The organism is Streptomyces sp. NPDC126510 (genome assembly GCF_040302345.1).
GTDB lineage: Bacteria > Actinomycetota > Actinomycetes > Streptomycetales > Streptomycetaceae > Streptomyces.
This window is the reverse complement of record NZ_JBEORR010000025.1, coordinates 122,757-144,232: the sequence shown is the minus strand read 5'-3', so window position 1 is coordinate 144,232 and position 21,476 is coordinate 122,757. Positions and strand designations below refer to the sequence as shown.

Annotated in this window: 21 protein-coding genes and 3 pseudogenes; 14 read left to right on the top strand and 10 right to left on the bottom strand. The window is 71.7% G+C overall.

What is annotated here, in order from left to right; genetic code table 11:
• Nucleotides 1–701 (bottom strand): maltotransferase domain-containing protein (locus ABTX60_RS30790; protein WP_352100277.1); only part of this gene is annotated, 701 nt, incomplete at its 3' end.
• Between the two features lie 73 nt (nucleotides 702–774).
• Complete coding sequence (locus tag ABTX60_RS30785) at nucleotides 775–1,143, bottom strand: DUF5133 domain-containing protein (RefSeq protein WP_352100276.1); 369 nt, start codon at nucleotides 1,141–1,143, stop codon at nucleotides 775–777.
• A 363-nt stretch (nucleotides 1,144–1,506) separates the two neighbouring features.
• On the opposite strand from ABTX60_RS30785, the gene ABTX60_RS30780 reads away from it, so the two are divergent.
• Nucleotides 1,507–2,007 carry a pep a2 gene (locus ABTX60_RS30780; protein ID WP_352100275.1) on the top strand — a complete coding sequence of 167 codons (501 nt, stop codon included), beginning with the start codon at nucleotides 1,507–1,509 and terminating at the stop codon, nucleotides 2,005–2,007.
• Nucleotides 2,004–4,157 carry a glycogen debranching protein GlgX gene (gene glgX / locus ABTX60_RS30775; RefSeq protein WP_352100274.1) on the top strand — a complete coding sequence of 718 codons (2,154 nt, stop codon included), beginning with the start codon at nucleotides 2,004–2,006 and terminating at the stop codon, nucleotides 4,155–4,157. Before ABTX60_RS30780 ends, glgX begins: the two co-directional genes overlap by 4 nt.
• A gap of 26 nt (nucleotides 4,158–4,183) precedes the next feature.
• Here the strand turns inward: glgX and ABTX60_RS30770 are convergent, their stop codons facing one another.
• Nucleotides 4,184–4,987 carry a VOC family protein gene (locus tag ABTX60_RS30770; protein ID WP_352100273.1) on the bottom strand — a complete coding sequence of 268 codons (804 nt, stop codon included), beginning with the start codon at nucleotides 4,985–4,987 and terminating at the stop codon, nucleotides 4,184–4,186.
• Nucleotides 4,988–5,233: 246 nt separating this feature from the next.
• Here ABTX60_RS30770 and ABTX60_RS30765 point away from each other — a divergent pair, with 246 nt between their 5' ends.
• Nucleotides 5,234–5,554, top strand: coding sequence for an ANTAR domain-containing protein (locus ABTX60_RS30765; RefSeq protein ID WP_352100272.1), 321 nt, complete (start codon nucleotides 5,234–5,236; stop codon nucleotides 5,552–5,554).
• Nucleotides 5,555–5,581: 27 nt separating this feature from the next.
• On the opposite strand, the gene ABTX60_RS30760 is transcribed toward ABTX60_RS30765, so the two are convergent.
• On the bottom strand, nucleotides 5,582–6,373 hold the full coding sequence (locus tag ABTX60_RS30760; protein WP_352100271.1) for an RNA polymerase sigma factor SigF: 792 nt from the start codon (nucleotides 6,371–6,373) through the stop codon (nucleotides 5,582–5,584).
• A 295-nt stretch (nucleotides 6,374–6,668) separates the two neighbouring features.
• Here ABTX60_RS30760 and ABTX60_RS30755 point away from each other — a divergent pair, with 295 nt between their 5' ends.
• The 4 genes from ABTX60_RS30755 (at nucleotide 6,669) to ABTX60_RS30740 (ending at nucleotide 9,869) form a co-directional block, all read left to right on the top strand.
• A complete protein-coding gene (locus ABTX60_RS30755; RefSeq protein WP_352100270.1) occupies nucleotides 6,669–7,124 on the top strand; it encodes a MarR family winged helix-turn-helix transcriptional regulator in 456 nt (151 codons plus the stop codon).
• Nucleotides 7,125–7,456: 332 nt separating this feature from the next.
• Complete coding sequence (locus ABTX60_RS30750; protein WP_352100287.1) at nucleotides 7,457–8,335, top strand: ATP-binding cassette domain-containing protein; 879 nt, start codon at nucleotides 7,457–7,459, stop codon at nucleotides 8,333–8,335.
• Nucleotides 8,295–9,155 (top strand): ABC transporter permease, encoded by an 861-nt coding sequence (locus tag ABTX60_RS30745; protein ID WP_352100269.1) that lies wholly within the window; start codon nucleotides 8,295–8,297, stop codon nucleotides 9,153–9,155. The genes ABTX60_RS30750 and ABTX60_RS30745 overlap by 41 nt, the downstream gene beginning before the upstream one ends.
• Before the next feature lie 192 nt (nucleotides 9,156–9,347).
• Entirely contained in the window at nucleotides 9,348–9,869 is a 522-nt protein-coding gene (locus tag ABTX60_RS30740) for a hypothetical protein (protein WP_352100268.1), read from the top strand.
• Nucleotides 9,870–9,893: 24 nt separating this feature from the next.
• On the opposite strand, the gene hemC is transcribed toward ABTX60_RS30740, so the two are convergent.
• From hemC to ligD, 3 genes are all read right to left on the bottom strand, one after another.
• The gene (gene hemC, locus ABTX60_RS30735) at nucleotides 9,894–10,829 is read right to left on the bottom strand and encodes a hydroxymethylbilane synthase (RefSeq protein WP_344459495.1); all 936 of its coding nucleotides are present in this window, start codon (nucleotides 10,827–10,829) and stop codon (nucleotides 9,894–9,896) included.
• A 184-nt stretch (nucleotides 10,830–11,013) separates the two neighbouring features.
• Nucleotides 11,014–11,790, bottom strand: a complete 777-nt coding sequence (locus ABTX60_RS30730; protein WP_352100267.1) for an NPP1 family protein — start codon at nucleotides 11,788–11,790, stop codon at nucleotides 11,014–11,016.
• A 142-nt stretch (nucleotides 11,791–11,932) separates the two neighbouring features.
• On the bottom strand, nucleotides 11,933–12,913 hold the full coding sequence (ligD, locus tag ABTX60_RS30725; RefSeq protein ID WP_352100286.1) for a non-homologous end-joining DNA ligase: 981 nt from the start codon (nucleotides 12,911–12,913) through the stop codon (nucleotides 11,933–11,935).
• Nucleotides 12,914–13,048: 135 nt separating this feature from the next.
• On the opposite strand from ligD, the gene ABTX60_RS30720 reads away from it, so the two are divergent.
• On the top strand, nucleotides 13,049–13,561 hold the full coding sequence (locus ABTX60_RS30720) for a MarR family winged helix-turn-helix transcriptional regulator (protein WP_352100266.1): 513 nt from the start codon (nucleotides 13,049–13,051) through the stop codon (nucleotides 13,559–13,561).
• A 22-nt stretch (nucleotides 13,562–13,583) separates the two neighbouring features.
• On the opposite strand, the pseudogene ABTX60_RS30715 reads toward ABTX60_RS30720, so the two are convergent.
• A pseudogene (locus ABTX60_RS30715) lies at nucleotides 13,584–14,231 on the bottom strand (MFS transporter); the annotation flags it as partial.
• Between ABTX60_RS30715 and ABTX60_RS30710 the strand changes: the two are divergent.
• The 4 genes and pseudogenes from ABTX60_RS30710 to ABTX60_RS30695 all read left to right on the top strand — a co-directional run.
• Nucleotides 14,230–14,385: pseudogene (locus tag ABTX60_RS30710) on the top strand (helix-turn-helix domain-containing protein); the annotation flags it as partial. The pseudogenes ABTX60_RS30715 and ABTX60_RS30710 overlap by 2 nt on opposite strands.
• A gap of 71 nt (nucleotides 14,386–14,456) precedes the next feature.
• Entirely contained in the window at nucleotides 14,457–14,837 is a 381-nt protein-coding gene (locus ABTX60_RS30705; RefSeq protein ID WP_352100265.1) for a DoxX family protein, read from the top strand.
• Entirely contained in the window at nucleotides 14,834–15,301 is a 468-nt protein-coding gene (locus ABTX60_RS30700) for a peroxiredoxin (protein WP_352100264.1), read from the top strand. The genes ABTX60_RS30705 and ABTX60_RS30700 overlap by 4 nt, the downstream gene beginning before the upstream one ends.
• Nucleotides 15,302–15,362: 61 nt before the next feature.
• On the top strand, nucleotides 15,363–17,705 hold the full coding sequence (locus ABTX60_RS30695; RefSeq protein WP_352100263.1) for a SpoIIE family protein phosphatase: 2,343 nt from the start codon (nucleotides 15,363–15,365) through the stop codon (nucleotides 17,703–17,705).
• Between the two features lie 50 nt (nucleotides 17,706–17,755).
• Here ABTX60_RS30695 and ABTX60_RS30690 read toward each other — a convergent pair whose 3' ends face one another.
• Both ABTX60_RS30690 and ABTX60_RS30685 read right to left on the bottom strand, forming a co-directional pair.
• Complete coding sequence (locus ABTX60_RS30690; RefSeq protein WP_352100262.1) at nucleotides 17,756–18,376, bottom strand: DNA polymerase ligase N-terminal domain-containing protein; 621 nt, start codon at nucleotides 18,374–18,376, stop codon at nucleotides 17,756–17,758.
• Nucleotides 18,377–18,414: 38 nt separating this feature from the next.
• A complete protein-coding gene (locus ABTX60_RS30685) occupies nucleotides 18,415–19,245 on the bottom strand; it encodes an aldo/keto reductase (protein ID WP_352100261.1) in 831 nt (276 codons plus the stop codon).
• Nucleotides 19,246–19,313: 68 nt separating this feature from the next.
• On the opposite strand from ABTX60_RS30685, the pseudogene ABTX60_RS30680 reads away from it, so the two are divergent.
• Together ABTX60_RS30680 and ABTX60_RS30675 are read left to right on the top strand one after the other, a co-directional pair.
• Nucleotides 19,314–19,848 (top strand): annotated as a pseudogene (locus ABTX60_RS30680) (LacI family DNA-binding transcriptional regulator); the annotation flags it as partial.
• A gap of 794 nt (nucleotides 19,849–20,642) precedes the next feature.
• Entirely contained in the window at nucleotides 20,643–20,975 is a 333-nt protein-coding gene (locus ABTX60_RS30675) for a MerR family transcriptional regulator (protein ID WP_352100260.1), read from the top strand.
• Nucleotides 20,976–21,476: the final 501 nt, after the last annotated feature.

Here is a 21,476-nt window from a genome sequence, read left to right as displayed (position 1 = left end):
ATCGCGGCGATCGCCGGCAGTCTGCGCGCGGCGGTGCGGAAGGTGCCGTGGGGCTGTGCGGGGGTGCCCTCGGAGCGGGGGAAGAACTCGTACCAGGAGCCGTACAGGGCCCGCTCGCGTTCCACGAGCAGGGGCAGCGGCTCGCTGCTGGTCACCAGGTCACGCAGCGGGTGCCGGGCCAGGACCGCGTCCACCTCCGGCGTCAGCGCCGCCGCCAGACGAGCCGCCGCGGACAACGAGTCGTCGCGCAGGGTCTGCGCCGCGGTGAGCAGCACGGCGCGGCCGGCTCCCTTCGGCACGCCGGCCGCTGCCCGCTCGTACAGTTCCGCGCCCTCCTCCAGGACCAGGCCCGGGTCGATGCCCGCGGGGATCTTGATGCCCGCCGTGTGGCGCCAGGTGGCCACCGGATCGCTCCAGGCCTCCACCCGGTACGACCAGCGGCCGACCGCGTTCGCGGTGACCTCGGCGCCCCACCGGTCGCTGCCGGGGGCGAGCTCGCGCATCGGCGTCCACGGACCGGTGCGGCCCTCGGGGTCCTTCAGGACGACATTGGCGGCCACCGCGTCGTGCCCCTCCCGGAACACGGTGGCGGTGACCTCGAACGTTTCACCCACGACCGCCTTCGCCGGCCGGTCGCCGCTCTCCACGGCCGGGCGGACGTCCCGTACCGGGATGCGGCCGATGGCCCGGGTCCTTCTCATGGTCCTCACCTCCAGCGTGCTCGAAAGCCGGGCCGCAGGGCCCGGTCAGGGGACGGGACGGGCGGGAAGGCCGTTACCTTCCCGCCGGGGATCTGTGCTCGGCGGCCGGCGGTCTCCGCTCCGCCGCCGGCGGTCTGCGCCGGACCGCCGTGGCCGGGCGAGGCCGCTCGCCGGGTTCCTGCAGACAGGTGACGTGCTGCTCCTGGAGGCAGGTGATCTGCTGTTCCTGCAAGTAGGTGACGTGGTTCGTGCGCAGGTACCGCTCGGCGGCGTCCGCGGCCTCGCGAGCGCAGCGCTTGCCCATCAGCACACAGAGCGTGTAGCCGGAGTCCTCGAACGTGGTCCGCACCGTGCGGTCGTTCGGTGCCGCGAGCATCACGCGTTCCCAGGCCCGGTAACGCCGCAACTGCCGGGCGACTTCGGCTTTGGCGGGTAGCAGCATGGCGCCGATCACCTTTCGGGGCTCGAGGGACACGGTCTCCCGACGGTCGGACGGCGGCCGTGCGCACATCGGCACGGATCCGTGACGGCGATCGAGTTCTTCACACATGGTGCACGCGTGGCGACGCAGCGTCTTGTTGGGACTTCAACCAGTGGCGGTTCCCCTAGGCCGTTCGGGCCACCCGAGCCCGCTCACTTGTGTGTACGCACACCTCAACTGTGCGCTCGTGTTGCACGAACGGGCTATCACCCTCAGGCTGAGTGTGACTCAGAAGCGATAGGCGCTCACGTTCCGTGTTCGGGGCTCGTCCCGCAGGACCGCGGGAGCGAGAAGGAGCTGAGCTTCGCGGTGAGGAGCCGACCGATGAAGACCGCAGTGCCCTGCTACTACCACCTCGACGTGGAAGTCAGCCCGGAACGGGTGGGACAGGTCAGCCGCATTCTGGCCGCTCACCTGAAGTTCTGGGACCTGGACAACCTGGTCCAGCCCGTCTGCGGCGGTGCCGAGATGCTGCTCAAGGCCATCGACGAACACGCCACGGACAAGAACACGTCGATCGAGATGTGGTGGAACGGGCAGCACCTGATCACCGCCATCGGGGACAACGACCGCGCCCTGCGTCCGGACCAGGAGCTGCGAGGCTGCCTGGAGCACCTGGCGGCCATGAGCGACGGCTGGGGTTGCTGCGCGACCGAGACCGGCAGCAAGGTCATCTGGTTCTCGCAGCGCGCCCGCGCCGGTGAACGCGTCCCGCTGGTGCCCACTGCTCCCGCCCCGCGGGAGAGCGAGGGTCTCGACGTGCCCCGCGAGGAGCGGGTCGCACAGCTGGCCGGGCCGGCCGACGTCCTGGAGGACGCGCGGTGACGCGCCGGCCGTCACGGAAGGGGGCGTCCGCCTGGTGCGGACGCCCCTACCCTCTGGGGGCGGACTACGACGGGGAGGGCACCAACTTCGCGCTCTTCAGCGAGGTCGCCGAACGCGTCGAGCTGGTCCTCGTCGACGACGACGGCACCCACACCGAGGTGCCGCTGAACGAGGTCGACGGCTTCGTGTGGCACGGCTACCTCCCCGGCGTCGGGCCCGGCCAGCGCTACGGGTACCGCGTACACGGGCCGTGGGCCCCGGCCGCGGGTCACCGCTGCAACCCGGCGAAACTGCTGCTAGACCCGTACGCCCGTGCGGTGGACGGGCAGATCGACAACCACCCCTCGCTCTACGAGCGCAACCCCGACGGCCCCGACCCGGCCGACAGCGCCGGGCACACGATGCTCGGCGTGGTGACGGACCCGGCCTTCGACTGGGCCGACGACGCGCGGCCCTGCCGGCCCTACGCCGACACGGTGATCTACGAGGCACACGTCAAGGGCATGACCCGTACCCATCCCGAGGTGCCCGAGGAACTCCGGGGCACCTACGCCGGGCTGGCCCACCCCGCGGCCGTCGAGCACCTGACCTCCCTGGGCGTCACCGCCGTGGAGCTGATGCCGGTCCACCAGTTCGTCCACGACGGGGTGCTGCACGACCGCGGACTGGCCAACTACTGGGGCTACAACACCATCGGTTTCTTCGCGCCGCACAACGGCTACGCCGCCCACGGCACGCGCGGCGAGCAGGTCGCCGAGTTCAAGCAGATGGTGAGGACCCTGCACGCGGCCGGCCTCGAAGTGATCCTCGACGTGGTCTACAACCACACCGCCGAGGGCAACGAGATGGGGCCCACACTGTCGTTCCGCGGCATCGACAACTCCTCCTACTACCGACTGGTCGACGGCGACTGGGAGCACTACTACGACACCACCGGCACCGGCAACAGCCTGCTGATGCGCCACCCCTACGTCCTCCAGCTGATCATGGACTCGCTGCGGTACTGGGTGACCGACATGCACGTCGACGGCTTCCGCTTCGACCTCGCGGCGACGCTGGCCCGGCAGTTCCACGAAGTGGACCGGCTGTCGGCGTTCTTCGACCTCATCCAGCAGGACCCGGTGATCAGCCGCGTCAAACTGATCGCCGAGCCCTGGGACGTCGGCGAGGGCGGCTACCAGGTGGGCAACTTCCCGCCGCTGTGGTCGGAGTGGAACGGCATGTACCGCGACGCGGTCCGGGACTTCTGGCGCGGCGAGGACCACACCCTCGGCGAGTTCGCCTCCCGGCTCACCGGCTCCTCCGACCTCTACCAGCACAGCAGGCGCCGCCCTCGCGCCAGCGTCAACTTCGTCACCGCGCACGACGGCTTCACGCTGCGCGACCTGGTGTCCTACAACGACAAGCACAACGAGGACAACGGCGAGGACAACCAGGACGGCGAGAGCACCAACCGGTCCTGGAACTGCGGAGCCGAAGGGGCGACCCGCGACCCGGCCGTGCTGGAACTGCGCACGCGTCAGCAGCGCAACTTCCTCGCCACGCTGCTGCTGTCCCAGGGCATCCCGATGCTCTCCCACGGGGACGAACTCGGGCGCACCCAGGGCGGCAACAACAACGCCTACTGCCAGGACAACGAGATCTCCTGGATCGACTGGCGGCTCTCCGAGGAGCAGCGCGATCTGCTGGAGTTCACGCGGTACGTCATCCGGCTGCGCACGGGGCATCCCGTGCTGCGCCGGCGCCGCTTCTTCCTCGGCGAGACCCTGACCCGGGCGGACCAGCCGCTGCCCGACCTGGTGTGGCTGGCGCCGGACGCCCGCGAGATGATCGACGACGACTGGCAGCGCGGCGACGCGCACTCCGTCGCCGTCTTCCTCAACGGCGACGCCATCGCCGAACCCGATCCGCGGGGGCGCCCGGTCGTCGACGACTCGTTCCTGTTGCTCCTCAACACCCACTGGGAACCGGTCGACTTCCGCCTCCCGGACGCCTCCTACGGCGAACGCTGGAAGGCCCTCATCGACACGGCCGACCCGGAGGGCACCCCCGACGAGTCCGAGCACAAGGCCGGGACGGGCCTCACCGTCGACGCGCGCAGCCTGGTCCTGCTGTCCCGGCCGTCCCGGGCGTCACGCGAAAAGGGGTGACGCCGGGCGAGGCGGCGGTGACGAGATCAGCGGTCGTGGCGCGCGGTCACCGTGAACTGCGCGCCGTCATGGTCGCGCAGCACCGCCTCGTCGCTGCCCTTGGACAGCACGCTCCCACCGTGGAGTTCCGCCGCACGGGCGCAGGCCTCCACGTCGTCGACGGAGAAGTGGACCTGCCAGTGCGGCCGGATCGCGGGGTCGGGGGCCGCCTCCAGGACCCCTGACTCGATCCGGGCCACCACGTCCCCGCGGCTGCGCAGCACGACCTCGCCGCCCTCGTAATGGACTTCGCAGCAGCCCGGCCGCCGGCTCGCCCACTCGAGGATCTCGCCGTAGAAGATCGCCGCGTCGAAGGCGTCCCGGGTGTGGAGCGTGATGAAGGCCGGCTGCGCGTTGCGCCAGGTCTCCCAGTCGGTGAAGAGGTCGCCCTCCCAGATGCCGAAGGTCGCCCCGTCCCGGTCCGCCAGCAGCGCCGCCCGGCCGGGCGGCAGGGAGATCGGCCCGACCGCGACCGTACCCATGCGCTCCTGCACCCGCGCCACCGCTTCGTCCGCGCTGCGCACCGCGAAGTAGGGGGTCCAGGCCACCGCCATCTGCCACATGGTCGCCACCCCCGCGATGCCGGCCACCGGCGAGCCGTCCACCAGCGCGATCCGGAACCGGTCGCCGAGTTTGGCCGGACGCCACTGCCATCCCAGCACGGCCCCGTAGAACTCCTCGGTCGCCTTGACGTCCCGGCTGGTCAGGCTCACCCAGCAGGGCGCGCCGAACACGGAGTGTGATGAGACGACGTCCTTCGTGCCGGAGGAGGTGGGCATGTCGTGGTTCATGGCAGTCGCGTCCTGATCTCGTCGGCCTGGCAGCCACCGGAGGATTGACACCAGTGTCCAACCGGAACCGCTGTGGGCGCCTGCCGAGTACCCCGGCGAGGGTGCCGAAACGGCGTCCCGCCTGGTCCGCCCCGGTGGCACAGGGCGGACCGAGTGACGACGATGGATGGGTCGGACACTGCGTCAAGGTACTCAAGCATCCGGTGGGACCTCGGGCGCAGCGGCGCACCGGACCCGGAGGTGACCATGCCCACGGACGGGGGCTCGGATCGGATCCTCGAACTTCAGGAAGAGGTCCAGCAGCTGAAGGAGGCGGTCGTCTCCCACGCCGTCGTAGACCAGGCGATCGGGATGGTGGTGGCGCTCGGCCGGATCTCACCCGACCGGGGGTGGGCCGTGCTGAAGGAGGTCTCCCAGCACACCAACATCAAGCTGCGCAACGTCGCCGAACTGATCCTCGTCTGGGGACGCACGGGTCTGATGCCCGAGGAGATCCGGGCCGCGCTGGAGGATGCCCTCGACCGCGCCGGACCGACCCAGATCCCCGGATCACCGCCGGAGGGGTGATCCCCCGGCGGCCGGGGACCGGGCGGTTCAGCGGGCCTCGGCGAGCAGCTCCTCACGCAGATGGGCGAAGCAGCTGCTGAGCAGCCGGGAGACGTGCATCTGCGAGATGCCGAGCTGTTCGGCGATACGGCTCTGCGTCATGCCCTTGAAGAACCGCAGGTAGAGGATGATCCGCTCGCGCTCCGGCAGCGCCTCGAGGCAGGGCCGGACGGCGACCCGGTTGACGACGATGTCGAAGGCGGGGTCGGGCCCGCCGATCGCGTCCCCGAGGGCGTAGCCGTCGGTCCCGGGCATCTCCGCCTCCAGCGACAGTGCGGAGAAGCACTCCAGGGCCTCCATGCCGGTGCGCACCTCACCGTCGGTGAGCTGGGCGAACTCGGCGATCTCGGCGACCGTGGGGGCGCGCCCCGGGGTGGTCTGGGACAGCTCCTTGGCGGCGTGCCGCACCCGGTTGCGCAGGTCCTGGACCCGGCGGGGCACGTGCAGCGTCCACATGTGGTCACGGAAGTGGCGCTTGATCTCCCCGGTGACCGTCGGCACCGCGTACGCCTCGAAGGCGTTGCCACGGGCCGGGTCGTAGTGGTCGACCGCCTTCACGAGGCCGAGAGCGGCCACCTGGTAGAGATCCTCGAGGGACTCGCCGCGGCCGCGGAAACGGACGGCGATCCGCTCGGCCATGGGGAGCCAGGCCTCGACCAGCTCGTCCCGCAGGGCCTTGCGCTCGGGCCCCTCGGGCAGCCGCGCGAGACGCGCGAACGCCGCCGCGGTGTCGGGGGCGTCGTCGTGGGGGTGCGTTCGGGTGCTGCCGGCGATACGCATGGTGCGCACCTCCCTGAGCAGGTGCTGAATAGGGACAGACACCGTGGGAAGCGCGGCCTCGGACCTCACGGAAAGCACCGGGAGTCCGGGCGGCCGGCTCCCCACATACGTGCCTCCTGTCCGAAGCACTGACAATTCAGACAATACGGCATTTGGGGGATGCGGGCGCTCTCAAGGGGGGCCACTGGTCGATGTGCCATTCCCGGCACACCTCTTGACACCTCTTGACCTCTCTTGACTTCCCTTGACCTCACCTTGGACCGATTAGCTCTGTCACAGAGCTAATCTCGGCCGCATGGAGCCGGAGACCTTCCCCGAGGAGCTGGCCGACGCGCTCGTCGGCGTTCAGCGGCTGATCCGACGGCGCCTGCGGCGGCAGATGCCCGACCCGCGGCTGCGCGGTGCCGAGGTGGAACTGCTGCGCTTGGTCGTGGCACGGCCCGGCGTCGGCATCTCGGACGCGGCCAAGGACCTCGGTCTGGCGGCCAACTCGGTGTCCACCCTGGTCAACCGGCTGGCGGGGGCCGGCTACCTGGTCCGCGAGACCGACCCCGCCGACCGGAGGGCCGCCCGGCTGCTGCCCACAGCGGCCGCCGGGGAGCGACTGGGCGAGTGGCGCAGACGCCGCGCCGAGCTCGTACGCCGCCAGGTCGCGAGCCTCGACGAAGCGGACCGCCAGGCGCTGCACGCGGCGATCCCGGCCCTGCGCAAGCTGGCCGACACCCTGCACGAGGAGGCCGAGGAATCATGACACGGCACACCGCCCGATCCCGGGCCGGCGACACCGTTCCCGGGGCCCGCGCACCAGGTTCCGGGGCGGACGAGACCAACATCCGGGCCGACGAAGCGGTTCCCGGGGTCGGCGCACCCGGTTCCGGGACGGACGAGACCGGCTTCCGGGCCGGCGACACCGTTCGCGGGGCCGACGCACCGGGTTCCGGGGCGGACGAGACCAACATCCGGGCCGGCGGCGCGGTTCCCGGGGTCGGCGCACCCGGTTCCGGGGCGGACGAGGCCGGCTCCCGGGCCGGCGACACCGTTCCCGGGGCCGACGCGCACGGTTCCCGGGCGGACGAGACCGGCCTGCGGGCCGACGCGCGCGGTTCCCGGGCCGGCAAGGTTGTCTCCCGGGCCGACGCCGTCGCCTGTACCGGGCTCGCCTACGCCTTCGGCGACACCAACGCCGTGGACGGACTCGACCTCACTGTCCGGCCGGGCGAGGTCTTCGGGCTGCTCGGGCCCAACGGCGCGGGCAAGACCACCGCCATCCGCTGCATCACCACCCTGCTGCCCGTGCCCGCCGGCATGGTCCGCGTCTACGGCCACGACGCCGCCGGGGACCGCATGGCCGTACGCCGCCTGCTCGGCTACGTACCGCAGCAACTGTCCGCGGACGCCGGACTCACCGGGCGGGAGAACGTCGCCCTGTTCGCCCGGGTCTTCGACGTGTCCCGCGCCGAGCGCGCCGAGCGCGTCGCCCAGGCGCTGGCCGCCGTCGACCTCGCGGCTGCCGCCGACCGGCTGGCCGCCACGTACTCCGGCGGTATGGTCCGCCGGCTCGAACTCGCCCAGGCGCTGGTCAGCGCCCCGCGGCTGCTGATCCTCGACGAGCCCACGATCGGCCTGGACCCGATCGCCCGCACCGGCGTGTGGGAGCACATCGGCGCCGTCCGCCGGGCCACCGGTATGACCGTGCTCGTGACCACCCACTACATGGACGAGGCCGACCAGTACTGCGACCGGGTCGCCCTGATGCACCGCGGCCGGATCAGGGCCCTCGGCACCCCGGCCGAGCTCCGGGAGGGGCTCGGTGCCCGCCGCCGCGCCGCGGGCGCGGCCCAGAACACGCTGCCGACGCTGGAGGACGTCTTCCGGGACGTGGCCGGCAGCGGTCTCGACGACGAGGCAGGAGATTTCCGCGATGTCCGAAGCACCCGCCGCACCGCGCGCCGTGTCGGCTGACCCCGCCCGCGCCCACGGCATCGACCTGCTGCTCAAACCCCCGGCGCCCCGCGCCGGTTGGCGGCTGCTGCCCGCCCGAGTCGGCGCGATGTGCGCGGTCGAACTGCAGAAACTGCGCCACGACCGCACCGAGTTGTACACCCGCGCGGTCCAGCCGGCCCTCTGGCTGCTGATCTTCGGTCAGACCTTCACCCGCATCAAGGCCATCCCCACCGGCGGCATCCCCTACGTCGACTACCTGGCGCCCGGCATCATCGCCCAGTCCGCGATGTTCATCGCCATCTTCTACGGCATCCAGATCATCTGGGAGCGCGACGCCGGTGTCCTCAACAAGCTCCTCGTCACCCCGACTCCGCGGTCGGCCCTGATCACCGGCAAGGCTTTCGCGGCCGGGGTGAAGTCGCTCGTCCAGGCCGTCGTGGTCCTCCTCATCGCGGCACTGCTCGGCGTCGCCCTGACCTGGAACCCGCTCAAGCTGCTCGCCGTCGCCGCGATCGTCGTCCTCGGGTCGGCCTTCTTCTCCTGCCTGTCGATGACCATCGCCGGCATCGTCCTCAGCCGCGACCGCCTCATGGGCATCGGGCAGGCGATCACCATGCCGCTGTTCTTCGGCTCCAACGCCCTGTACCCGGTGTCCGTGATGCCGGGCTGGCTCCAGGCCGTCAGCAAGGCGAACCCGCTCAGCTACGAGGTGGACGCCCTGCGCGGCCTCCTCCTGGGCACGCCCCACCATCTGGCGTCCGACTTCGTCGTGCTGCTCGTCGCCGCCGCACTCGGCGTCACCGCGGCCTCGGCACTGCTGGGCCGTCTGGCCCGTTGATCTTCACTCGTGGAAGTGATGTGCGGCACGCCCGGGCAAGCGCTTTCTCCCACTCTTTCCGGATAACCGCTGGGCACGGCTTGATCACCGATCAAAAAGGATGAACTGCCAGGCCACAGCGCATTCTGCTCATTTGACAGTGCGCTGAGACCACAGATAGGAAGCAGCTTCCAGAGGTCGAGAGGGTGCAGCGTGTACGAGCCGAACGTGGTCGGGGACTGGCAGGAGTACGACGAGCATGCCGGTCTGCGCGTCCGCGTCCACCGTCTGGAGCCGGCCGAGCCGCCCCGCGGCCGGGACGACGCCGCCGAGGGGCTGACGTACTTCTGCCTCCGTGTGACGGTCGAGAACCGCGGCAGCCGTCATCTCGGCGTGCACCTGGAGGACGGCCAGATCGACGTCCGCCTCGGTCCGGACGGGGAGAGCGCCTTCATCGACTGGCGCAACTCGCAGTTCATCGAGGGCTTCGACGTCTACCCGCTGCGCCGGGCCACCGCCGTGCTGTACGCGGCCGGCGCCGAGGCGTCCCTGAGCCTGGTGGACGTCCAGGTGCAGTTGCGCGTCGAGGAGGAGTGGACCGACCGCCGCCTGTGGTCGGGCGGCATCGGCGCGCACGAGGGGACCGCCGGCGGACAGCAGGGCGCGGTACGGGACAGCCTGGCACACCAGGTGAGCGTCTTCCTGCGGGACCAGGCGGAGGAAGGCACCGCCTGATCCGGCGTCAGGACGTCACGGGGGTCAGTGCGGAATGCCGTCGATGATCTCGCGGGCCCCCTGACGCAGCAGCGCCACGGCGACCGAGGTGCCCAGTGTGGCCGGGTCGAGCCGGCCCGCCCACTCGTGGGCGTTGAGGCGCGTCTTGCCGTCCGGGGTGAACACGCAGGCCCGCAGGGACAGTTCACCACTCCGGTCCACCTGCGCGAACCCGGCGATGGGGCTGTTGCAGTGCCCCTGGAGCACGTGCAGGAACATGCGCTCGGCCGTGGTCTCCCGGTAGGTGTCCGGGTCGCCGAGACCGCTCACCGCGTCGATCAGCGCGGCGTCGTCCTCACGGCACTGCAGCGCCAGCACGCCCGCGCCGATGGGCGGCATCATCGTCTCCGTCGAGAGGATCTCGCTGATCACGTCCTCACGGCCGATGCGCTCCAGGCCGGAGACCGCGAGCAGCAGGGCGTCCGCCTCCCCGGCAGCGAGCTTCGCGAGTCGCTTGTTGGCGTTGCCCCGGAACGGCACGCACTCCAGGTGGGGATGCGTGGCGGCCAGCTGCGCGACGCGGCGCACGGACGAGGTGCCGATCCGCGTCCCGGCCGGCAGTTCGTCCAGCGTGAGCCCGCCCGGGTGGATCAGGGCGTCGCGGATGTCGTCCCGCTTGAGGAACGCGGCGAACACCGTGCCCGCCGGGAGCGGCCGGTCGGCGGGTACGTCCTTCACGCAGTGCACGGCGAGGTCGGCCGCACCGGCCAGCAGCGCCGCGTCGACCTCCTTGGTGAACGCGCCCTTGCCCTCGACCTGGGACAGATCGCCCATCCACTTGTCGCCGGTGGTCTTCACCGGAACGACCTCGGTGCGCACTCCGGGATGGGCGGCGGCCAACTCGGCCCGGACGCGCTCCACCTGGGCGAGGGCCATGGGGGAGTCGCGGGAGACGATGCGAATCAGTTCGGGGACGGACATGCGGACACGATAGACCCTCTCGCGGGGGTGTTCGTGCCGTACCTCCCCCGACGGCCGGGCGGGGAACGCCAGTTCGGCGCCAACGCGCCACCCCGCGATACGGCGTTTCCCTCACGGCCCCGCCGGGGGGCCGGTGTAAGCCGGCCCCGGCCGGAGGCCCGGGGCCCCGGCCGGACCAGGTACGTCAGGCGTACGGGTCGAAGGCGATGCCGGAGGGCTTGGCCTTCGCGAGGTGGTTGGCGAAGTTGCCGTCCTTCAGGCCGAAGTTGGCGCTGCCGAAGTCGTACGACGTCAGCTTGTCGCGCACCCCGGCCGGGTAGCCGTTCCAGCCGACCAGCGCCGGGTACTGCCAGGTGTGCTTGTGGTTCTCCGGCGGCTCGTCGTTCGTGTTCGCGGCGCGGAAGCAGTGCGTGCTGACGCCGTCCTTGTGGTAGACGATCTTCGCGTGCGTGCCGTCGAAGCGGATCGCGGAGGCCGCGTGCACGGTGAAACCGCCGTGGTTGGACGTCGACACGTACTTGACCTGGTTGTCCTGCACGAACACCGCGACGTGCTCGAAGTCGTGCCGGTGGCCTCCGATGCTGCTGCCGGCCACGGCCTGGTCCTTCTCGAAGTAGAGGGCGTACAGAACGGCGCACCAGCCGTTGTTGCACTTGGAGCGCGCGTAGCCGTTGGTGTTGTCGAGGTCCGAGGCGTCCCGGCAGTTGCCGTTCAGGGCGCCGGTCGGGTTCAGCCCGCCGTTCACGGTGCCGTCCGGGCCGATCGCGGGCGTGGAGTAGCAGCCGTCCGTGTCGTAGTCGTAGGCGGGCTGGTACGTCTGCTCCAGCGAGTCCGCGTTTGCGGGCAGTGCCGCCGGCGGGGCGGCGTAGGCCGTGGCGGGGACCGCGAGGACGAGGGCGGCGGCGCCGGCCGCTCCGGTGAGCCATCTCCTGCGGTGGCGGGCGAACGGGCGTGACGACACTGCGTCCTCCTTGGTCCGGGCGCAGCCCAACGGCTGTGGGGGAAAGGGACGTTCAGCTTCCAGGCTGAACGCGTCCATGCCAAGAGGGATGGAGGATCTCACCGGTGAATCGCAACCCAACAGTTGGCGGCCGGTCGTCGGTTCAGACCAGGTCGTCCGGGATGTCAGCCGCCGCGTCCTCAGGTGCCAGGTCGGGCCGGAGCCGCAGCCAGGACGGCTGCCTCAGCAGCCCCTCCCGGGTGCGGGTGCTGTAGCGGACCTCACCGACCAGGCGGGGCAGGACCCAATGCGCCCCCGGAGCGCGCGGGGCGGGGTCGAAGGGGCAGACGCCGGTCGCGGCGGCCCGCAACAGCGCTGCGAGTTCCGCGCGTTCGGCCTCGCTCCAGCCCGTGCCGACGCTGCCGACGTAGCGCAGCCGTCCCGCGGCGCGCTGCCCGACCAGTACCGCGCCCGGCAGGCCGGTGAGTCGCCCCTTGCCGGGCTGCCAGCCGCCGACCAGGACGTCCTCGGTGCGCATGTTGCGGATCTTGATCCAGGCCCGGGAGCGCGTCCCCGGTTCGTACACGGAGTCCAGCCGCTTGCAGACCAGGCCCTCCAGCCCGTGCTCCCGGGTGGCGCGCAGGGCCTCGGCGCCGTGGCCGACGAGCGACCGCGGGGTCGACCAGGAGGGTCCGGCGAGGCCGAGGTCCTCCAGCGTCGCGCGGCGGCGTGCGTAGGGGAGCCGCAGGAGGGAGTGGCCCTCCAGATGCATCACGTCGAACAGCACGAGATGGACCGGGACCTCCGCCGCCCGCCGCGCGGCCCTGGCGGGCGCGTGGGCCAGGCCCATCCGGGACTGCAGCAACTGGAAGCTGGCCCGGCCCTCGGCGTCCAGGGCCATGATCTCGCCGTCCAGTACGGCGGCCGTGGTGCCGAGGGCGGTGCCGAGCGGCCGGAGTTCCGGATAGGCGGCGGTGATGTCGTCCCCGGAGCGGGCGCGCAGCAGCACGCTGCCGTCCCCGGGCAGATAGACCACCACCCGCTGGCCGTCCTGCTTGGTCTCGTAGGCCCATCGCGCGTCCTGCGCGGCGGGTGGCAGGGTGCCGGACGTGGCGAGCATGGGCGGGATCAGCGGCAGGTCCACGGGTGAGGTGTCGACGGACCGGCCCGTCCTCACGCGTGTTCTCCGGCTGTTTCCCCTGAACGGCGCCGACCCCGGCAGGTGCGGCGGACCACCCGATTTACTTGAGTTACGCAACGAGATGGTAACGTGGGGCTCATGTCCACACCACCGCTCCCCGGCGTCCCCTCCCCGGAAGTGATCGACATCGAGCGCGCGCTCACCCGCATCACCTACCTGAGCACCCGCGCCCGCCGGCACGACCGGCTGATGGCCCTGGCGGGCGTGCCGCTGGACCGCGCCGCCGTGGCGCTGCTGCGGCAGATCGCCGACTCCGAGCCGCTGCGGCCGGGGGAACTCGCCGCGCGGCTGGGTGTGGAGGCCTCGCACGTCACGCGCACGGTGCAGCAGTTGCAGAAGGCCGGGTACGTCACCCGCGTCCCCGACCCGGACGACCGCCGCGCCCAGCGTATCGAGCTCACCGACGCCGGCGGCGAGGCCATCGCCAAGGTCCGCGACGCCGGTGTCCGCGGCATGCAGATGGCGCTGTCGGAGTGGTCGCCCGACGAGCTGCGTCAGCTCGCCACGCTGTTCCACCGCATGGTCGACGACTTCCTCGCCTACGCCGACGAGGAGGGCGAGCCCCCGTCCGCTCCGGCCGGGACGGCCTGATCCCGGTCACCGTGCGGCCGGGTCACGCGGTGCGCGGGTGGGCGATGAGCGGCAGCAGGGCCGACCGGAGGGACGTCGCGTCGGCCAGCGCCCCGGTCGCGGGGCCGCGAGGCCGCCGACGCTCACGGTCAGCCCCAGCGTGACCCCGCTCGCTGTGCCCACGCCCCGGGGCGCAAAATCCTGACCCAGGGTATGTGCAGCGAGAACGGCACATGACGGCCCACCGACGTCAGTGCCACGAACAGGTACACGGCGGCCCGGGCACGCACCAGCCCGGCCACGGCCACGACCGTCAGGGCGTACGACCGGCGCACCACCGGCATCCGCCCGTACCGCCCGGCCGGCCGGCCCCCGGCGAGGGTGCCGACGGGGCCGCCGGCGTGCAGCACGAACAGCGCCGCGGTACCTGCTGTGAACACCACGGAGCGGCAGACCACGGCCCCGGACAGCCTCAGGAACGACCCCCAGCCGCCACCACCGCCAGGGTGGTGCATAGGAGCCCGTCACCCCGCTCAGGGCGACGCCCGCCCCGGCCGTCAGTGCGCTCAGTGGCAGCAGCCAGGGCATCGCCCCACGGTCGGTGAGCCCCCCCCGAAAAGGGGCTGCACCAGCGACGACAGCAGGGACCCCGCCAGGACGACACGGAAGCGGCGGCACAGGAGTAGGCACGCACCCAGTCGCGGCTCTACCACGCCCTGCGGATGCTGGCCGACGGCCTGCCCGTCACGACCGTGGCCCACCGCTGCGGCTGGTCCTCCGCGAGCGCCTTCATCGACGTCTTCCGCCGCTGTCTCGGCTACACACCGGGCCGCCATCACCAGCGCTCCCGGGACCCGGTGAACCGACCTTTCTACCGGGCGGTAATAATGCGCGGCAGGCCTTCAGAGGAGGAACCGTGTCCCGGTCCGAACGCTCGCCCCTGCTGCTCGCCGGCCTGCTGGCCACCGCGGGCGTCGCCCACTTCGCCAACCCCCGCCCGTTCGACGCGACCATCCCGCGCGGCCTGCCCGGCACGCCCAGGGCCTGGACCTACGCGAGCGGGGCCGCCGAGCTCGCGCTGGCCGCCGGCCTGGCCCTGCCGCGCACCCGCAAGGCCGCCGCCCTGGCCACGGCGGCCTTCTTCGTCGGGGTCTTCCCCTCCAACGTCAAGATGGCCGCCGACTTCCGCCACCGCCCCACCCCGCAGAAGGCCGCCGCCTTCGGACGCCTTCCCCTGCAGGTGCCCCTCGTGCTCTGGGCCCGCGGCGTGGCACGGAACGCGGAGGGCAGGTCGTGAGCGCGCGTGTGGAGACCGGAGACAAGGTCGAGGACTTCGCCCTTCCCGACGAGACCGGCACCGTCCGCAGCCTGTCCGGACTGCTGGCCGAGGGCCCGGTCGTGCTCTTCTTCTATCCGGCCGCCCTCACCCCCGGCTGCACCGCCCAGGCCTGCCACTTCCGCGACCTCGCCGCCGAGTTCGCCGCCGTCGGGGCACGCCCCGTCGGCATCAGCGGCGACGCCGTCGAACGGCAGCAGGAGTTCGCCGGACGGCACGGCCTCGGCATGCCGCTGCTGTCCGACGCCGACGGGACGGTCCGCGAGCGATTCGGTGTGAAGCGCGGCTTCTCGCTGGCGCCCACCAAGCGCACGACGTTCGTCATAGCGCAGGACCGCACCGTCCTCGACGTCGTCCGCAGCGAACTGCGCATGAACGCACACGCCGACCGGGCACTCACCGCGCTGCGCGCCCACCGGGCCTGACCCCGTCCCGAATGCCCCGTCGCGGTTGATAGAGGGCCGCAAAGGGATAATCCTGGACGCTATGGAGGACGCCTCCGCTGCTGCGATCATCGACGCCCGCGGCATCGTGACGGGGTGGAGCGAGGGTGCCCGGCGGCTGACCGGCTACCCGGCCGAGGAGGCCGTGGGCCGGTCCGTACGGGCGCTGCTCGCCGAGGAAGTGCCGGCCGAGGCGGTGTCCGCGCGGTCGGGCACCGTCATGGTGCGGCACCGCGACGGCTACCTGGTCGGGGTCCGGGTCAGGGGCTGCGCCGTGACGGGCCCCGAGGGGAACGCGGGCGGCTACGTGATCACCGCGGCGTCGCCGGGCCGCGGGGAGACATCCCTCGCCGGCCGTGCTTTCCAGCAGGCATCCATGTCGATGTCCGTCTTCGACCTCAACCAGCGCTACCAGCGGCTCAATGACGCCGCATGCCAGGTGATGGGCGTGTCCGAGGAGACCCTGCTCGGCCGGCACTTCCCCGAGACCGTGGCGGAGGCGGAGCACAGCCGCGGCTTCAACTGGCACCTTCGGCACGTCGTCGAGACAGGCCGGCCGCTGAGGTACGAGAGCTACACCGGTGCACCGGCCCTCAACCGCGAGCACGCCTGGGTCACCGAGATGTGGCCGGTCCGGGACGCCGCCGGCGCGCTCGTGGGGACGGCCCTGGCCGCCTTCGACAGCACCGAGCAGTACTGGGCGAGGCAGCGGCTGGCCCTGCTGAACGAGGCCGCCGCCGGCATCGGCACCACCCTGGACGTGATCCGCACCGCTGAGGAACTGATCGCGGTCGTGGTGCCCCGGTTCGCCGACTTCGCGAGCGTGGACCTGTACGACTGGGTCCTCGGCGCCGACGAGGCGCCGGCGGCGTCCACCCAGGAGATCACCCTGCGACGGGTCGCCCACGGCTCCGTCACCGAGGGCACCCCGGAGGCGGCCGTCCATCTGGGAGAAGTCGACGTCTATCCCTCGTTCTCGCCGATCGCCCGGGCCATGCGGGAGGGCCGGGCCATCATCAGCCAGGCGGGGGAGCCGGCGTTCATGCGCTGGGTCGCCGAGCGCAATTCCCGAGCCCCGCAGGGACGCCCTTACCGCAAGGGTGTCCACTCGATGATGGCCGTACCACTGCGGGCCCGCGGCACCACGCTCGGTGTCGCCGTCGCCGTGCGCGTGGCGCAGCCCGACGACTACGCCGACGACGACTCCGTGTTCGCGGAGGAGCTCGCCAGCCGGGCCGCCGTCTGTGTGGACAACGCCCGCCGCTTCGCCCGCGAACGCACCACCGCCCTCGCCCTCCAGCACAGCCTCCTGCCCAGGGGCCTGCCCGGCCAGGCAGCCGTCCAGGTCGCCCACCGCTATCTGCCCTCCGGCTCGGCGGCCGGCATCGGCGGTGACTGGTTCGACGTGATCCCGCTGTCCGGCAGCCGCGTCGCGCTCGTCGTCGGGGACGTCGTGGGGCACGGCATCCCCTCGACGGCGACCATGGGCCGGCTGGTCACCGCCGTCCGCACCCTCGCCGACGTGGACCTCGCGCCGGACGAACTCCTCACCCACCTCGACGACCTGGTCACCCACCTCGCCTCGGACGACGAGGGCGACGACGTCGCCGAACTCGGCGCGACCTGTCTCTACGCCGTCTACGACCCCGTCACACGCCGTCTGAACCTGGCCGCCGCAGGGCACCCCGCGCCCGCACTGGTGCTGCCCGACGGGTCCACCCGGCTGATCCCGATGAGCGCGGGCCCCCCACTGGGCGTGGGCGGGCTGCCGTTCGAGGCGACGGAGCTCCAGCTGCCGGAGGGCTCCGTCGTCGCCCTCTACACGGACGGGCTCGTCGAGGACCGCGACCGCGACGTCGACCACGCCACCGCGGAGCTGTGCCGCGCCCTGACCGTGCCCGCCGACTCGCTGGACGCCCTGTGCGACACCGTGCTGAAGGCCGTACTGCCGGCCGAGCCCAGCGACGACGTGGCCCTGCTGCTCGCCCGGACCCGGGCGCTGGGCGCCGACCAGGTCGCCACCTGGGACGTCACGCCCGACCCCGCGGAGGTGGCCGCCACCCGGCAGGCCGCCACCGACCAGCTCACCGCGTGGGGCCTGGACGAGACGGCCTTCGTCACCGAACTCGTCGTCAGCGAACTGGTCACCAACGCCATCCGGTACGGCGCCCCGCCCATCCAGCTCCGCCTGATCCGGGACCAGACCCTCATCTGCGAGGTGTCGGACGGCAGTTCCACCTCCCCGCACCTGCGGCGGGCCCACCAGGACGATGAGGGCGGCCGCGGCCTGCTGCTGGTCGCCCAGCTCACCCAGCGCTGGGGCAGCCGGCAGACCACCCGGGGCAAGACCATCTGGTGCGAGCAGTCACTCACACCGCAGTTCTGACCGGCCCGGCAGCTCGGGCCGGCCGGCCGCGAGGAGGCGGCCTTCGCCGCTCACTCGGCGGCCTCCTCCGCGTCCGACGCGACCTGGGCGAGTGTGCGGCCGGACATGGCCGAGCGGGCCCGCCGCGGATCGGGAGCCCCGTGCGCACGGGCCGCGCCCTGGGCCCGCTTCACCAGCAGCCAGGCCTCCTCGCCGTCGCCGCCCCGGCCGCTGCGGAACCGGGTCAGGGCGTACTCGCCGCGCAGCTTGGAACCCCTCAGCCGGAACGTGGCGTGCCCGCGCTCCAGCGACTCCGCGAAGTCGACGGGCCGTCCCTCGCGGTCGTGGCTCAGCGGTTCGTACGTGCCGTGATCCCAGACGATCACCGTGCCGCCGCCGTACTCACCGCGGGGGATCACTCCCTCGAACTCCTCGTACTCCAGCGGATGGTCCTCCGTGGGCACGGCCAGGCGTTTGTCCTTCGGATCCGCCGAGGGGCCCTTGGGGATCGACCAGGACTTCAGCACGTCGTCCACCTGCAACCGGAAGTCGAAGTGCGTCGTGCTCGCGTCGTGGATCTGCACCACGAACCGGGGCCTGTCACCGGCCGGCGCTCCGCGCCCCGGGGGCTCGCCGGTCCGGTCGAAGTCGCGCTTGCCGCGGTAGTCCCGCAGCCGGTCCCGATCGGCCACCTGCGGCTCCTTCCTGGCGGGCGTGCCCCGGGTACCCGTCAGAACTCCTCGTGCACCTCGGGGTCGGCGCCGACCCTCCGCTGCGGCCTGTCCGCGACGGCCCGCATCTCGTCCTCGCTCAGCTCGAAACCGAAGACGTCGAGGTTGGCGCGCTGCCGCTCGGGGTTGGCCGACTTGGGGATGGGCACTGCCCCGAGTTGTGTGTGCCAGCGCAGGACGACCTGCCCGGGCGACACCCCGTGTGCTGCGGCGATCCGCGCCACGGCGGGATCCTCCAGCAGCGGCGTACCCGGGCGCAGCGGGCTCCAGCTCTCGGTGACGATGCCCTTGCCCGCGTGGAAGGCGCGCAGGTCGTCCTGCGGCAGCAGGGGGTGCAACTCGACCTGGTTGACCGAGGGCAGCACCCCGGTCTCCTTCTCCAGCCGCTCGATGTGCCCAGCCGTGAAGTTGGAGACGCCGATCGAGCGGACCAGCCCCTCCTCGCGCAGCTTGATCATGGCCTTCCACGAGTCGACGTACCGGTCCACGCGCGGCAGCGGCCAGTGGATCAGGTACAGATCGACGTACTCCAGGCCGAGGCGGGCGCGGGACTCCTCGAAGGAGGCCAGGGTCTCCTCGTAGCCGTGGTGCCGGCCCGGGAGCTTCGTCGTCACGACGATCTCCTCGCGCGGCACCACCCCGGAAGCCACACCGCGGCCGACCCCCGTCTCGTTGCGGTAGTTCGTCGCCGTGTCGATCAGGCGGTAGCCCGCCTCCAGGGCCGAGAGCACCGCCTGCTGGGCCTCGTCGTCGCCGAGCGGCCAGGTGCCCAGCCCCAGGGCGGGGAGCGTCGTACCGTCGTTGAGCGTGTGCGTCGGGATGCTGATCACTGTCGGACCTTCCCCTTGACTGTGCGTGCGACTGTGTCGTCCCTCCAGCGTCACGGATAGGGTGAGCAATGATCAACCGGACGGGGTCGGGGCGTCCCACCTCGCGGGACGTCGCGCGGCTCGCGGGCGTGTGCACACCGCCGTGTCCTTCGTGTTCAACGGCCGCGCCGCCGGCACCCTCTCACCCGCCACCCAGGAACGCATCCGGCAGGCCGCCGCCCGGCTCGGCTACCGGCCCGACCCCGTCGCCCGCGGCCTGCGCCGCAGCCGGACGGCCGTGATCGGCCTGGTCACCGACGAGATCGCCTCCTCACCCTTCGCGGGACGCCTGCTGCGCGGCGCCATGGACACCGCCTGGCGGACGAGCACCTGGTCCTCACCGCCGACTCCGGCGGCGACCCGGCCAAGGAGGACGCGGCGGTCGCCGAACTCCTGGACCGGCGCGTCGACGGCATCATCTACGCCGCCATGTCGCTGCGCGGCGTCCGCGTTCCCGAGGGCCTGCACCGCACCGTGCTCGGAGTCGAGCAGGCTCTATGTCGTGCGCCAGACCCGGTTGCCGTGCCGGTCGAACTGTGCAGGGCGGTGACCCGGTCGGCGGCCTCGCGACGGCGCTTCTCGCCGACGCGCTAGTACCCCATGGTCGAGGCGCACAGTTGTGCGCTACAGGCTGCCCGAGCCGCACGCGCTGCATCACGCCGAGTTCAAGGAGGCGATACGCGCCCTGATGCGGTTGGACTCCCAGCGGGCCAGGCCACCGGTTGGCCCTCGACCTCGTGAGGCTCTTTGTCGGCGCTGCCCACCATCGCCGATCAAGATCGTGCATCACCGCCCACACACGAAAATCTATCTTGGCCAGAGTAGACATTGCTTAGTGGTGTGGTTATGGGCTCTCTCGTAACTCAGAGGATCCGCAGGCTCCGGCAGACATGAACTGCCGGGGAGAAGTACGGCAGTTGCAGTGCGCAGTACCTCGGTGAAGGCGTCGGCTGCGGGCGCGCGCACCGGGAGGTTCGGCAGCGGGGTTCCAAGCCAGAGCAGACGTAGGACGGGCGACGGGGCTGGCTGCCGAAGGGTGGCGCTGTAACAGGCCACCCGTAGGTCGCATCACCAGCGGTACGTAGTAGAGCAGTACCAGCAATGAGGGAATGAACGGAGGAAGTGGACGCCATCAGGATCGCCCGGACGGCTTGTCGAGTCCGGGTACCGCAGGACATCGATAGTGAGGTGGTCTCCGGTCGAGCAACCGCGATCCCAGCATCCCCGGCAGCATTTCGGTCGGGTGTGCGGTGACAGAAGGCCGGCGCAGTAGCAGGGCCGGCAGATGGTGTAGCAGTTCCTTCGGCCCTGGCGCCGCATGGCGCCAGGGCCCTCCACGCGTTCCACAGAGAGGTCAGATGACAGCAGACGATTCCTTCGGGCGTCTCGACGACGACGATTACCCCGCCTACACCATGGGACGGGCCGCCGAGCTGCTCGGCACCACCCAAAGCTTCCTGCGCGCCATCGGCGAAGCCCGCCTCATCACCCCGCTGCGCTCCGCAGGCGGACACCGCCGCTACTCCCGCTACCAGCTACGCATCGCCGCCCGCGCCCGCGAACTCGTCGACCAGGGCACACCCATCGAGGCCGCCTGCCGCATCATCATCCTCGAAGACCAGCTCGAGGAAGCACGGTGCCTCAACGCCGAATACCGCCGCGCCGCAGCCCGACACACGGCCGATGTCTGACCCGCACTCAACAGCGACGCGCCGGACCGCACCTCCGCCGATTCAGAACATGAGCGCGTGATCGCCGAAGACCCTCAGCCGCTGGCACGCGGACGGGAACCTCAGGCGCGCATGTCGGCGCAAGCGGCCGGCTGACTGGCGGGCAGATCGTCGCCGGCCTGGAAGATGGGGCACAGCGCGCGGCGGCTGCGCTGAAGCCGCGGATGCGAGGCTGGCTGCACGCCGGCGTGTTCCCCCTCGCGCTGATCGGCGGGATCGTAGTGCTTCGGCCATGACGGTGCCCGGCCGACACTCCGGGAGGCTGCGCATAGGCTCGGAGTGTGAGCACGGAGCAGATTCCGGAGCCGGTTGTGTCCCGCCCGTGGCGGCCCGAGGACGGACCCCGGCCACGTTATGGGCCGGGGCCTGCACGTCGACACGATCACCGTCACCCGCAGCCGGCAACGCAACTTCGAGGCCTTCCGCATCTATCGGCACACCGGCTCGGCCGCCACCCCGTCG